The organism is Sorangium sp. So ce367 (assembly GCF_051520455.1).
In the GTDB taxonomy this organism is placed as follows: domain Bacteria; phylum Myxococcota_A; class Polyangia; order Polyangiales; family Polyangiaceae; genus Sorangium; species Sorangium cellulosum_B.
In genome coordinates, this window is sequence record NZ_CP150334.1 from 4,763,304 (window position 1) to 4,776,146 (window position 12,843).

The 12,843-nt window shown below is 70.5% G+C and carries 11 protein-coding genes; 7 read left to right on the forward strand and 4 right to left on the reverse strand.

What is annotated here, in order from left to right:
- Nucleotides 1-4: 4 nt before the first annotated feature.
- From WME97_RS18095 to WME97_RS18115, 5 genes are all read left to right on the forward strand, one after another.
- Nucleotides 5-2,668 carry a DUF2169 family type VI secretion system accessory protein gene (locus tag WME97_RS18095; protein WP_437553301.1) on the forward strand — a complete coding sequence of 888 codons (2,664 nt, stop codon included), beginning with the start codon at nt 5-7 and terminating at the stop codon, nt 2,666-2,668.
- Nucleotides 2,655-3,764, forward strand: a complete 1,110-nt coding sequence (locus WME97_RS18100; protein ID WP_437553303.1) for a pentapeptide repeat-containing protein — start codon at nt 2,655-2,657, stop codon at nt 3,762-3,764. Before WME97_RS18095 ends, WME97_RS18100 begins: the two co-directional genes overlap by 14 nt.
- Nucleotides 3,765-3,774: 10 nt before the next feature.
- Nucleotides 3,775-4,428 carry a DUF3540 domain-containing protein gene (locus WME97_RS18105; protein ID WP_437553305.1) on the forward strand — a complete coding sequence of 218 codons (654 nt, stop codon included), beginning with the start codon at nt 3,775-3,777 and terminating at the stop codon, nt 4,426-4,428.
- A 9-nt stretch (nt 4,429-4,437) separates the two neighbouring features.
- Nucleotides 4,438-4,827, forward strand: coding sequence for a DUF4150 domain-containing protein (locus WME97_RS18110; RefSeq protein ID WP_272095087.1), 390 nt, complete (start codon nt 4,438-4,440; stop codon nt 4,825-4,827).
- 212 nt (nt 4,828-5,039) lie between these two features.
- A complete protein-coding gene (locus WME97_RS18115; RefSeq protein ID WP_437553307.1) occupies nt 5,040-5,903 on the forward strand; it encodes a hypothetical protein in 864 nt (287 codons plus the stop codon).
- Between the two features lie 84 nt (nt 5,904-5,987).
- Here the strand turns inward: WME97_RS18115 and WME97_RS18120 are convergent, their stop codons facing one another.
- From WME97_RS18120 to WME97_RS18130, 3 genes are read right to left on the reverse strand one after another with little or no spacing between them, the layout of a single operon-like run.
- Nucleotides 5,988-7,508 carry a hypothetical protein gene (locus WME97_RS18120; protein ID WP_437553309.1) on the reverse strand — a complete coding sequence of 507 codons (1,521 nt, stop codon included), beginning with the start codon at nt 7,506-7,508 and terminating at the stop codon, nt 5,988-5,990.
- 44 nt (nt 7,509-7,552) lie between these two features.
- Nucleotides 7,553-8,320, reverse strand: a complete 768-nt coding sequence (locus tag WME97_RS18125) for a fibro-slime domain-containing protein (RefSeq protein ID WP_437553311.1) — start codon at nt 8,318-8,320, stop codon at nt 7,553-7,555.
- A 19-nt stretch (nt 8,321-8,339) separates the two neighbouring features.
- A complete protein-coding gene (locus WME97_RS18130; RefSeq protein WP_437553313.1) occupies nt 8,340-8,906 on the reverse strand; it encodes a hypothetical protein in 567 nt (188 codons plus the stop codon).
- 126 nt (nt 8,907-9,032) lie between these two features.
- On the opposite strand from WME97_RS18130, the gene WME97_RS18135 reads away from it, so the two are divergent.
- Together WME97_RS18135 and WME97_RS18140 are read left to right on the forward strand one after the other, a co-directional pair.
- Entirely contained in the window at nt 9,033-9,224 is a 192-nt protein-coding gene (locus tag WME97_RS18135; RefSeq protein ID WP_437555416.1) for a sensor histidine kinase, read from the forward strand.
- Nucleotides 9,225-9,393: 169 nt separating this feature from the next.
- A complete protein-coding gene (locus WME97_RS18140) occupies nt 9,394-9,882 on the forward strand; it encodes a hemerythrin domain-containing protein (protein ID WP_437553315.1) in 489 nt (162 codons plus the stop codon).
- Nucleotides 9,883-9,924: 42 nt separating this feature from the next.
- On the opposite strand, the gene WME97_RS18145 is transcribed toward WME97_RS18140, so the two are convergent.
- Nucleotides 9,925-12,843, reverse strand: coding sequence for a biotin/lipoyl-containing protein (locus tag WME97_RS18145; protein ID WP_437553317.1), 2,919 nt, complete (start codon nt 12,841-12,843; stop codon nt 9,925-9,927).

Sequence of the window (12,843 nt, forward strand, 5' to 3'; positions counted from 1 at the left end):
CCTCATGAAGACGATCAAGCCGAACCGGCTGGGGTTGCTCACGAAGGTGTTCGAGAATGACGGCGAGCCGTACCTCGTCGTGACGCTCCTCGTCTTCTTCCCGTTCGAGGCGCCGAGGCGCCTGCTCTACGAGCAGAGCCTCTGGAGGTTCGCCGGCACGGAGCTCGGGAGCGACGCCATCCTCGACGAGTGCATGCCCAAGCTCCGGGGAGAGCTGCTCGTGAACGGCCGCTGCTTCACCGCGGGCGCTGTGCCGCGCGCCGCGTGCTCGGTGCGGGTCCAGCTCGGGGCGATCGACAAGACGCTTTATGTCGTCGGAGACCGCCGCTTCGAGCTCCTGGGGATGACCGATCCGGAGCCGTTCACCGAGATGCCGATCACCTGGCAGAACGCCTTCGGCGGCGAGGGCTACGCGCCGAACCCGCTCGGCAAGGGCTTCGCGCCGGTGCGCGGCGAGGACGGCTCGGTCCATCCGTTGCCCAACATCGAGGATCCGCGCCGCCTCGTCCGGTCGCCCGGCGACCGGCCCCCGCCCGCCGGGTTCGGAGGTTACGATCCGACCTGGCCACAGCGCTTCTCCAAGGTCGGGACGTATGATGAAGCGTGGCTCAAGGAGCGCTTCCCCGAGCTCGCCAGGGACCTCGACTGGAGCTTCTTCAACACCGCGCCGCCGGACCAGCAGATCGAGGGGTATTTCCGGGGCGACGAGGCGTTCGTCATCGAGAACATGCACCCCGCGAAGCCCCGGATCGAAGGGGCGCTGCCGGGGGTGGCGACGCGGTGCTTCATCAACCAGAAGACCGGCGAGGGGGAGTCCTTCCGGGAGATCGCGACCCGCCTCGACACGGTCCGGCTCTTCCCCCACCACGAGCGCGGGATCCTCGTCTATCGCGGGGCGCTCAAGATCCGCGAAGACGACGCGGCCGACGTGCTCCACATCGTCGCGGCCTGCGAGGCGATGGGCGAGCCCAGGCCGGGCGAGCATTACCGAACCGTCATGGCCCAGCGACTCGACAAGGAGAAAGGGCACCTGTTCCTGCTGCGCGACGCGGACCTGATGCCGCCTCCGGAGCTGGGCGCGGGGCCGCTGCCGGACGACCCTCAGGCGGAGATGACCAGGCTGCTCCAGTCGGAACGGCTCTGGCAGAAGCGCGCCCGCGCCAAGATGGAGCGGGACGTCGAGGAGCTCAAGGCGAAGATCCGCGCGCAAGGGCTCGATCCGGAGCCGCTCGTCGCGCCGCTGCCGCCGGACGAGGACGCGATCGAGCCCAGCCTGGACGAGCTGCCGGCGTACGTCGAGCGGGCGATGACCGAGGCCGAGAAGGTCAAGGCGGACGCGGAGGCGCGCCGCGCGGCCGAGGAGCAGAGGGCGCGCGCCGAGTGCGCGAAGCACGGATTCGATTACGACGCGATCATGGGCGACCGGCAGAAGGAAGCCGGCGGCCCGCCCCGCTTCTCGGCCAGGAAGGAGCTCGATCGGCTCGAGGACGTGGCCCAGATGGCGCGGAACGGCGGGGTCGAGTGGCCCGAGATCGAGGCGCAGCTCGGTGATCCGGAGCTCGCGGCGCGCCTCTTCGAGGTCGAGGAGCAGATGCGCTCTGCCTACCGGAAGTTCGCGCACCACTACCCGGCGGCCTCCCGGCTGGGCGGCGAGGAGGCCGTTCGCGTGCGGGAAGAGGTGATCGCCGGGCACCGGGGCGGGGAGAGCTTCGCGGGGCGCGATCTCACGGGCGCCGATCTCTCGCACCTCGACCTGTCGGGCATCGATCTCGAGGGCGCGCTGCTCGAGGCCGCGGTCCTCACGGGCACCCGGCTGTGCGGCGCGAACCTCGCCGGCGCGGTCCTGGCAAAGGCCAACCTCCTCGGCGCAGATCTCACCGGGGCGAACCTCGCCGGCGCGAACTTCGGCGGAGCGAACCTCTCCGACGTGAAGATGGGCGGCGGGCTCGACCTCACCGGCGCCGTGCTGGCCAAGGCCAACCTGTCGGGCGCCGACCTGACCGGCGCGCGCCTGTCGGACGCCGACCTGTCCGAGGCGACCTTCGACGGGGCCGACTTCAGCCGCGTGACCGCGCGCAACCTCGTCCTTATCAACGCCAACCTCTCCGGTGCCCAGCTCTCCGGCGCAGATCTCGAGCAGTGCACCTTCATCGAGGCCAGCGTGGAGGGCGTCGACTTTCGCGGCGCGAACCTCCGCGCGTCGGTGTTCATCACCGGCAAGGGCGACGGCGCCGTCTTCCGCGGCGCCAGGCTCGACAACATCCGCATCATCGCAGGCTCGTCGTTCGCCGGCGCCGACTTCCGCGGCGCTTCGCTCGAGCAGGCCAACCTTCGGGGCACCTGCCTCCGAGGGAGCGACTTCACCGAGGCCAACCTGCGGAGCTCCGATCTCAGCGAGTGCGATCTCACGGGCGCTCGCCTGGATCGCGCCGTCGCGGTCGGCGCCATGCTCACGCGGGCGGACCTCACGGGCGCCTCGCTGTCCGGCATCGATCTGATGGAGGCCGTGCTGCAGAAGGCGAAGGTCGACGACGCGAGCTTCGAGAGGGCCAACCTGTTCCGCGCCGACGCCGCGAAGATGCGCGGAAACGCCGCGACGAGCCTGAAGGGGGCCAATGTGAAGTACGTGCGCTTCGTCGCGCCGCCGGAGAACCATGGACAGAAATGATCTGGTCGAGCTGGTCCAGGGCGGCGAGATCATCTCCGAGGTCGACCTCTCGGGCGTCGACCTCTCGGGCGCCGACCTCTCCGGCGCGATCTTCGACAAGGTGAGCTTCGCCGGCGCGGACCTCTCGGGCGCTCGGCTGAAGGAGTCGACCGCCACCGGCTGCAGCTTCAGCGGCGCGCGCCTGTCCGGCGCCAACCTGCACCTTGCGGCGATGGTGGACTGTGATCTCACGGGGGCGAAGCTGGACGGCGCCTCCCTGATCGCAGCGCAGCTCACCGGCGGCGATCTCTCCGGGATCGACCTGAGCGGAGCAGACCTGACCCTCGCGAGCGTCATCAACACGAGCCTCTCGGGCGCGCGGCTCGCGCGCACCAACCTGGACCGCGCCGCCATCCTGGACGTGCGGACCGAGCGGATCGACCTCTCGGGCGCCGTGCTGAAGCAGACGGCGCTCGTGCGCGCCGATCTCTCGACCGCGACCCTCGGCGGCGCCGTCTTCGAGCTCGCCGTGCTCGTGGAGGGGAAGCTCGCGGGCCAGGACCTGCGCGGGATGTCGTTCACGATGACGCAGTTCACCGGCGCGGATCTCAGCGGCTGCGACTTCACCGGCGCGACGCTGGCGCAGTGCGGTTTCAAGGACGCGAACCTCTCCGGCGCCAGGCTCGACGGCGCGCTCGCGGGCCGGGCGCTCTTCGTGAATGCCAACCTCACCCGCGCGAGCCTCGCCGGGGCCGTGCTCAAGGAGTCGGTCTTCGTGGGCGCTCGCCTCATCGAGGCCAACCTCGCCGGCGCCAACCTGGAGATGTGCATCCTGACCCGGGCCGCGTGCACGGGCGCGCGCTGGAACGGCGCCAACCTGACGTACGCCGACCTCTCCCACGCCGACGTCTCGGCCGGCGACTTCTCGAGGGCGACCCTGTTTCGAGCGCGCCTCCATCGGATCAAGGACGAAGGGGCCGTGTGGTCCAGCCGGGCGGCCGCCCTCGGCGACGACTCGGATCTCGCCGAGGCGGAGCAGTGGCAATCACGGGTGTTGAGCAGCGGCCGGGGGAGCTCGGAGCCTCCGGCCGTGGGTGTCGAGACGTCTACACGTTGACGAGGGAATCATGCGCAGTCTGGCGAGAAAGCAGGAGCCGAGGGCTCTGGTCACTCAAGAGTTCGGCACCGTGGTGCGCGCCGACGGCGCGGCGCTCGTCGTGGAGACCGACGCGGGCGAGCTCCGGGCGAAGCGCGCCAAGGGGTGCCTCCTCGAGCCCGAGGCGGGCGACCTCGTGCTCGTTGCCGTGGCGACCGACGGGCGTTGCTACGTGCTCTCCGTGCTGGAGCGGGAGGACGGCGCGCCCGGGAGCATCGTCGCGGACGGCGACCTGAACATCAAGCTGCCTGCCGGTCGCCTCGGCGTCGCCGCGCAGGACGGCATCGGCCTGGTCTCTGCCAAGGAGGTGGCGGTGGTCTCGGCGGGCCTCTCGGTGAACGCCGTCGACGGGAACGTCGCGCTGCAACGCCTCTCGTTCGTCGGGACGCTCCTTCGCGCGGAGATCAGCAAGGCCAAGGTTTTTGCCGGGAGCCTCGACTCCGTGCTGGAGCGGCTCTCGCAGCGGGTGAAGCGCTCCTACCGCACCGTCGAGGAGCTCGAGCAGCTCCGGGCCGAGCGGGTCGATTATGTCGCGAAGAAGACGATGAGCCTGCGCGGCGAGAACACGCTGGTGACCGCGCAGGAGCTCGTCAAGATCGACGGCGAGCAGATCCACCTGGGTTGAGGAGGCATCATGTTCGCGAACACGCAGATGGGCGGGATGAACCTGGGGTTTCCGGACGTGTGCCTCACCCCGCCGGTGCCTGCCCCGATCCCTTATCCGAACATGTCCTTTGGCCCGGTGAGCGCGCCGGCCGCGTACAACGTGCTGTTCATGTGCGCGCCCGCGCATAACCTGCTGACGACGCAGCTCATCTCCGTCGGCGATCAGCCCGGCGTCGCCCTGGGGGTCGCGTCCGGATCGGTCATGGGGCCGTCCCGCCACATCACCGCCGCGTTCACCTGCCTCGTCGGCGGCATGCCGGCCACCCGGCTGACCAGCATGAGCCTGCAGAACTCCACGAACTGCCCCGGAATGCGGATCGTGCCGAGTCAGGTCAAGGTGCTCATCCTGTCGCCCTGAGGGATCTCGGCCGCCTGTCGCGTAGACCTCCGGCGGGGGCTGGTCGACGAGCTCGTCGGGAGAAGCCGGCGCGTCGGCGCACCTCGAGCGCGCGCGCTCATGCTAACAACCGCGCCGGTCGTCCGAACGCAGACGAGCTGGCCTTGGGCGACCGAAGGCGGTCCTCCTCACGGCCGCCTCGACGCGCGGGCCGGCGATGCATGGAGCTTTGAATGAGGTACAACCTGTTCGTTGGATTGCTTACCTTGCCCCTCCTGGGTTGCGGATCGGATCCTGCTGACAACGCGGACGCGACGACGACGGGCGCGACGACGAGCACGGGATCCGCGGGGACGGGAGGCGCGGGCGGCGAATCGCCGGGCTGCACGCAGGCCGCGGCCCCGGACGTCACCGATGTCTCCGGCACGTGGGCGTACCGCGCCATCGGGTCGCAGCTCACCCAGGCGCAGGGTCTCCCGCCGTTCCAGACGCGCATCGTCAGCGTGATGCTCATCACGCAGCAGCAGAATGGAGACGCCATCTCCCTGCAGGGCACGTATTGCGACCATTACACCGAGGACCCGGACGCGATCGTGCACGCCGTCATCCCGGACAGCTTCCGCGAGGCGCTCGCGCCGGTGACCCGCGAGGGCACGTTTGCGGCGAGCGAAGGGGGGCTCCGCTACAAGCTCGGGCCCCTCCACGAGGTGATCGGCGCGGCGCTCGGCGATCCGGCGCAGGACGAGCTGCCCACGGATCCGGAGGACGCCCGCGTCGTCGATCAGGACGAGGATGGACACCCGGGGATGACGGTTCAGCTCCAGGGGCTCATCGACGGGTCGGTGTACGTGGCAGAGCGGGCGCGGACCGAGCTCGACGGCGTGGCGGTCGCGACCGATCGCATCGAGGGTCGGCTCGGTTTCGTGTCGGAGCAGAGCGTGCTCGAAACGGATCCTCCGAACCTCAAGGCGACCATGGCCGCCTCGAGGACGTATCCCGATCCGGAGGCGTGCAACAGCACCTTCGTGATGGTCCGTACCCCTGACGACGCGGACTGCGCCTGGATCATCGAAAGGGCCGACACGCTCTTCCAGTAAAGGCGCTCTCGGCGGTCGCGGCCCCCCGCGTGACCGAGCGCCTCCGGGCCTCCCATCGAGAGGACACCGGCTTCGCTGCGCTGCTCAGTCGGGCAGCCGCAGGACGAAGCCGGCGCCGGCCAGCCAGCCGCCGCTGGAGAAGCCGGGATAACCTGGGTTGTTCGTCTGCAGCCCCTCCACGCCTTCGAGCGGCTCGCCGCTCACGATGTCGACAAGGTTGTCGGGGACCTCGTCGAACACGGGGTTCCTGGCGGACGGGCGCTTCGACACCTCCCGTGGCAGGAGCAGCTGGCCGTGCAGGAACGCTCCCACGCCGAAGTCGGCGCCGAAGAGCGACACCGGCGTCTCGAACGAGGCGCTGGCCGCGAGGCGCGCGTTGTCGACGTAGTTGGTCCTGCCGGTCTGGTCGGGCACGGGAGATGGCGTGAAGGCAACGTCGGCAGAGAGCCTGCGGCTCCCCAGCACGACCGCGCCGCCGAGCCCCACGGACACCGTGCTCGACCACGGGTCGGGCGGGGTCTCCGCGTGCCGATCGCGGTACTCTGACCACCGCGTCAGGAGCGCGTGCCCGCCGATCTCCCAGGCGGGCGGCGCCGGGCTCTTCGAGCGCGCTGCGCGCTCGCCCCCTCGGTCCTCGCTCGGCGGTCCCATCACCGAGGCCCCGACGCCGACGCGGGTCGGCTGGTGCCCGAGCGTCAAGCGATAGGCCTGGGGGACCGAGGTCTCGCCCTCCGGATAGGTGGTGTTCCAGAAGCGGATCCTGTTCTCGCCGTCGGTGTCCGACGCCGAGGCGAGGTGGAGCGTGGCCGAGAGGCGCAGCCAGGGGGCCGGGCTGGTCGCGAAGGCGAAGTAAGGAGCGAAGACGCTCTCGACCTCGACGTCGGGGTTGATGAGGGCGGTCCGCTGGTCGCTCGCGTCGGGCACGTGGACGGCGGTCCGCGCGCTGGTGCCGATCGTGACGTCGACGCCCGCCCCGACGGACAGCCAGCGGGTGATCCGGCCAGCCATCGACACGGCCAGGCTGGTGACCGACAAGCGATCTCCCAGCAGCTCGAACTCCAGCCGATTCGAGAAGTACTGCGCGCGCTCGTCGGCGAAGAAGGCCCGCTGCTCCTGGAAGCTCCTGAGCGGCAAGAGGGCGTAGAAGCCCAGGACGAGGCGGTCTTCGTAGAGCGGCCGCACGAACCCGAGCGTCGCGTAGCTGTTGATCTGCCGGTCGCGCGTGTCGCCCCGCGGGCTCGGGAGCTTCGATCCGGGCAAGGGCCGGTGGGTGAGCCGAGAGGTCGAGCCGTCCGGATTCCGGATCTGGCCATCGTACACCGACTCGGGCACGTCGACGCCCGGGGGGCGCGGGGCCAGGGTGATGTCGCCGTGGGTGACGAGCACGAAGAAGCCTGCTTGCGTCGTCGCGGGCGCGTACGGCAGGAGCGCCGGGTTGAAGAACGCGGCTTCCGGGCCCCGCGCGAGCGCCCGTGCGTTCAGCCCGTTGGCGCTCGTGGGAGCGCCGGTGATCTCGAGCGCGCCCGACGCGCGGGCGGCTCCGGCCTGGAGGAGCAAGGCGGACGCCAGCGCGAACGGCGTGGCGACGCAGACTTTGTGCGGCATAGGTGCCCGCTTCCCTGGGTTCCATCGCATGAAGACCGTCGATGCTACTTCAGGATCGGGTCGCAGTTCGTGAACTTGAACGACGTCATCATCGTGAACACCGCGCTGCTGCCGCGGCGCTCCGCGTAGAAGAAGTCGAGCGGATACTCCTTGCCGACCTCGATGCCGAGCTCCTCGGCGTGCGCGTCGAGCTCGAGGAGCGCCGAGGTCGGGACGTGGAGCCCGCCCATGTCGATCGCGAGGCGCCTGTTGATGAACACCCAGAGGTCGTCGTCGCCGTTGAAGAAGAAGACGCCGCCGCGCTGGTAGTCGAACGTCATGTGGAGCTCGTACGTGAAGCCGAAGTTGTGCTCCCGCCCCTCGTTGCCCCACCCCTGATCGTCGATGGGGAAGAACTGGTCTCCCGAGAAGAGCCCGAGGCCGCGTTCGCTCACCTGGAGCGGGACGTCGTACCGGATCGGGACGTTGACCGTGGGGTCGTCGTGATACCACTGATAAAACGCCTCGGGCCCGGTCGTGTGCTCCGTCCCGCCCTCATGGGCATAGACCGGCTTGTCGTCGGGGCCGAGCTCGGGCTCGACGATGCCTTTCAGGCCGTCGCCCACGAAGGTCTCGAAGTCAGGGTGCCCGCCGTCAGGGGTGAACGCCTTGAAGTCGCGCACCACCCCCGCGAGCTTCGGCTCGCAACGCTCGTCCCCGCCAGCGCCGGCGCTGCCTTGGGCGGAGCCGCCTCCGGCGCCGGGATCGAGGATCTCATGTGATCGCGTCGTTTCGAGGGGGACGTCGCGCTCGCGTGGCCGCGATCGCTTCACCGACGCTCTGCGCCGAGCCTCAGCTCCAGTGAGCCGTCAACTCGAGGTGATCGTCGTTGTCGCCACCGCCGGAGATGATGCGCTGGCGGACGTGGTCAGCGCCGCCGATCACGAGGAGCTGCTCGCAGGAGCCGATGACCTCGGTCCACATGTTCTCGTCGAAGCCTTGGCAGCCGATCCAGAGAGCGCGGGTGAAGCCGCGGCGGGATTCGAGGACACGGACGTGGCCGGCGGAATAGTAGTTGGAGAAGACGCGCTGGCCGAGGGAGAAGAGGGTAGAAGGGGAGATGAGGTTCGCGATGACCTTGTAGATGCCGCTCATGTCGTCGTGCGTGCACTGGCGGCCAATCTGGTGGATGAGCTCCTTGCCTTCGCCGGTCGTGCGCCGGATGGCCTGGAACAGGTCCTTGTACCAGGCGATCGGGTACCAGCCGGTGGAGACGAGGCTGCCGTAGCGGATGCCGTTGCGCAGCGGTTCACACATCTCATCCAGGCTGCGCTTCTGGACAGGCTCGCCGCGCAGCTTGCCAAAGCTCGCCACCACGGAGCGAAACGCCACCCCCTTGACCTTCGGTTCGTCGGTCATCCCATCGCGCGAGCGCGCTCGGCAAGGAAGTTACCGCATCCCGCGGGGGCAGGCCAGCGCCCAGGGTGGCAGCGACGGGCCCGGACAGGCGCGAACCGCGGCGTCGATCCGGCGCAGTGCAGCCGCATCTTCGAGCGCTTCGAGCGCGCCGTCTCGGAGCGGCACTACGGCGGGCTGGGCCTCGGCCTGTACATCAGCCGCAAGATCGTGGAGGACCACGGCGGCTCGATCCGGTGCAACTGCCAGCCCGGCGCCGGAGCCACCTTCATCGTCGAGCTCCCCTGCGCGGGGCCGGCGCCCCCGCCTCCCGCGGCGTGAGCGGGCTGTCCTGATCGCGACGATCCCCTGTGCCGCTCCATCTCGAGGTCGAGCGCCGGGCGCGTTGCGCCGACGCGCGGCGTTTGCACCTCCTGCCGCGCGGCGCCGCGCTGCCGGCGGGGCTCGGCGCTGGTACGTCTCATGCTCGGTCCCTGGATCGGAGGACATCATGAAGAAGGGGCTGTACGACGCGCTGCGCTGGGATCATCAGCGGCTGGACGAGGTGTTCGAGGGCCTGCTCAACCGGATGCATGCCGGCGATGCGGAGGCGGCGCGCGAGATGTGGGGAGCGTTCGAGCGCGACCTCTCGGCGCACATGGAGGCGGAGGAGGCGGTGCTCCTGCCGGTGCTCGATCGCTTCGACCCGGAGGAGGCGGGCACCGTTCGCGCCGAGCACCTCGGCATCCGCAAGCTGATCGCGGAGATGGGGGTCGCGATCGAGCTCCACACGTTGCGGGAAGAGCGGGTGGAGGCGTTCGTCCGGGCGCTGCGGCAGCACGCCGCCCACGAGGAGGAAGGGCTGTATCCGTGGGCCGACCGGGAGCTGCCCGAGCCGGCCGTGGCGCGCCTGCTCGATGGGCTCGCCGCGGCGCGCGACGCCGTGAAGCGCGCCGCTCACCGGTCCTCGACGGCCGCGCCGGGGCCTCGGGCTCCTTGACCGGGCCGACGCGGCCCGCGGCGCCTCAGCCCACGCGCGGCGTCACGGGCCCTCGGCGTCGAAGATCGCGTCGACGTACCGCCGCGTCGCCTCGCGCCGGCGGCGCGCGCGCTCGGCCGAGTCCTCCTCCACGAGCACCTCGTCGGGCTTCACGCGGAAGAGCGGCTGTCCCTTCTGCACGATCGTCCCCTCGCCGCCGTCGATGAGCACCTCCTCGATGGTGCCGGAGCACGGCGCGAGCACCTTGTTGAACATCTTCATGACCTCGATCACGTAGAGCGGATCGCCGGCGGCGAAATGGCTGCCCTTCGTCACGAGCGGAGGCCGATCCGGCGCCTCCTGCGCATAGAACATGCCGCCGGTGACCGCGACGATCTCGTTGGCCCGCATGGCGGGCGGCGGCGCGAGCACCTTGCGCATGCGGGCCGAGAGCTCGCGATCGAGCAGGCGCTCGGGGATGTCGACCGTGCCGTTCTCCCGCGCGCGGAGCTCGAAGAAGCGCGCGGCGTCGCCCGCGAGGACCAGCGCGTCGAGGAGCTCCAGGCCCGCCTGGAAGCCGAGGTGGGAGCCGCGGACCCGCCGCCACAGCTCGGCGTCGTAGCCCTGAGGCGCGGTATCCCGGGACAGGTGCGCTCGCAGCTCGGGCCACGAAGGCGCGCCGCCCGCCTGGCCCATCCGCTCGCCGACGCGCCGGTAGAAGCCGAGCGCCCGCGAGAGCACCTCCTGGTCGTGATCCCAGATCACATGGGCCGCGGGCGCCTGCGGCTGCGGCGTCATGTTGAGCAGCCAGTACGTGTCCGCGAGCACCTCGATCGGGTTCTTGAGCCAGCGCACCCGCCCCGACCGGATCTCGAACGACCCCATGTTCCGGCTGAGCCACGCCGACAGGAGGTGCGGCTCCGCGCAGATCTTCTCCACGGGACGGCGTACCAGCGTGTCCTTCAGCGTGAAGACCTTCTTCAACGCTCCTGCGCCGGTCGCCTCCGCGGCCCCGGCCCGCGCCGCGAGGCGGCGCTCGTGACGGGCGCCGAGCTCGGCCCACATCGCATCGAAATCGAGCTCCCCGAGCTCCACAGCGAGCAGGCCGACCTGCGTGATGTAGGGGACCACGAAGCGCGTCGTCGGCTTCGTCCACACGCTGCGCGCGAGGAACCAGTGCACGAGCCCGTAATGGAACAGGAGGTTCGTGTGAAGATCGCTCCCGCGCAGCGTGGTCGTGCGCAGGATCTCGCAGATCCGCTGGTAGGCCTCCTCGCGCGAGGCGCCGTAGGTCACGAGGAGCGCGATGTTGCTGTCGTAGGCGCCGGCGACCCGGTAATGCATGAACACCCCCGTGTCGGGGTTCTTCACGCAGATGCCCTGATCGTCGCGGATCTCGTGCGGGTGCGGATCGCTCCAGGACACGATGATGCCGGCCGCGTGGGGCTCCAGCGCGCCGTTCGTCGCGTTGAGGCGCGCCTCCACCGCGGACCCTTCCCGCCGGACGCGGATCGGCCGGGGCAGCCGCTCGCCGTGGCGCGCGAGGAGGACCATGCACTCGACGAGCGAGGTCACCTCGAACGCGTCGGCCGGATCGGCCGGGTTCTCGAAGCGGAGGCCATAACAGAGCTCCGACACCCGGTGCTCGACCTGGATACGGGTGTTGACCTCCATGAAGTAGTGGTGATCCCCCTCGACGATGCACTCGAACGTCGAGGCCGAGTTCAGCCCGACCGCCTGCCCGAACCGCTCCGCCTCGGCCTCCATCCGGGCGAGCGACGCGAGCTCGCGCTCGAGCGACGCCGCGCGCGGCGCCTCGCCGGCCGCGCGCGCCCGCTCGATCGCCTCGAGCAGCCCCTCCTGCGTCATCGCCACCTCGAGCAGCTTCTGCTCGTGCATCTGCAGCGAGCAGTCGCGCCCGCCCAGCGCGACGCACCACGCGCCGTTGCCGATCAGCTGGATCTCGTTGTGCCGCGTCTCCTCGATGTTGAGCTCGAGCAGGATGTTCTTGTTGTCGCCGACGCCCGCGGCCTTCACCTCCGCGAGGACCTCCCGCGCCAGCGCGGGGACCTCGGCCGCCCGCGCCCGCGCCGCGGCCTCGAGGGGCGCCGCGTCGGGCGCGACGCCGGCGAGGAGCCGCTGCCCCTTGCCGCCGCCGCCGCCGATGGCCTTCAGCCGGATCCGCCGCCCCGGGTGGCGGGCGAGCAGCTCGGCCGCGCCCCGCTCGAGCTCCTCGCAGAGCTCGTCGGTCGTGTAGAGATCCACGCGCCGCGCGTACGCCGCCGCGAGCAGGGCGTCCGCCGCCTCGGCGAGCGGGATCCCGTCGGAGAGCCCCGCGCCCGCGGCGCCCTCGCCGAGCAGCCCGCGCTCTGCCGCAGCCGCGCGCAGCGCCGCGTGATCGGGCCACTTGCGGAGCACGATCCGCCGGGTCGCGTCGTCGATGCCGGGCGTCACGCTGACCGCGGCCTCGAGCGCCGTCCGCTTCGCCTCGTCCTTGAGCCCGGCGGCGCGCTGCACCGACGAGCGCGGGCCGATGAAGACGAGCCCCGCCTCCTCGAGCGTGCGCACGAACTCCCCGTCTTCGGCCATGAAGCCGTAGCCCGCGAACACGTGCGTGTAGCCGCCGGCCCGCGCGATCGCGACGATCTCCTGCATCAGCTTGACGCGCTCGTCCTTGGTGGCGCCGGTATAGTCCTTCACGCGGTGCACGTGCGCCGGGTGGACGCAGCGCAGCTCCGGCGCCAGGGCGTGCGTGTAGACGATCGAGTCCTTCTCCGAGAGGAGGATGCCGTAATGCTCGATCCCCATCTGGGCGAAGACATCCATCGCCTCTTTCCGGATCGGGCCCCGACACACGATCAGCGGCCGCACGTCGTCGGCGGCGAAGGAGCGCGCCCACGCCGAGCTCGAGCGGCCGAGCCTGCGGTCGCTCACCACCCTCGGGTTGCGGTCGTAACCTCGCTTGGTCTCGAATCCATCCAT

Coding starts and splice junctions, on each gene's coding strand:
- WME97_RS18095 (WP_437553301.1), top strand. CDS start 5: ATGAAGACGATCAAGCCGAACCGGCTGGGGTTGCTCACGAAGGTGTTC.
- WME97_RS18100 (WP_437553303.1), top strand. CDS start 2,655: ATGGACAGAAATGATCTGGTCGAGCTGGTCCAGGGCGGCGAGATCATC.
- WME97_RS18105 (WP_437553305.1), top strand. CDS start 3,775: ATGCGCAGTCTGGCGAGAAAGCAGGAGCCGAGGGCTCTGGTCACTCAA.
- WME97_RS18110 (WP_272095087.1), top strand. CDS start 4,438: ATGTTCGCGAACACGCAGATGGGCGGGATGAACCTGGGGTTTCCGGAC.
- WME97_RS18115 (WP_437553307.1), top strand. CDS start 5,040: ATGAGGTACAACCTGTTCGTTGGATTGCTTACCTTGCCCCTCCTGGGT.
- WME97_RS18120 (WP_437553309.1), bottom strand. CDS start 7,508: ATGCCGCACAAAGTCTGCGTCGCCACGCCGTTCGCGCTGGCGTCCGCC.
- WME97_RS18130 (WP_437553313.1), bottom strand. CDS start 8,906: ATGACCGACGAACCGAAGGTCAAGGGGGTGGCGTTTCGCTCCGTGGTG.
- WME97_RS18140 (WP_437553315.1), top strand. CDS start 9,394: ATGAAGAAGGGGCTGTACGACGCGCTGCGCTGGGATCATCAGCGGCTG.
- WME97_RS18145 (WP_437553317.1), bottom strand. CDS start 12,843: ATGGATGGATTCGAGACCAAGCGAGGTTACGACCGCAACCCGAGGGTG.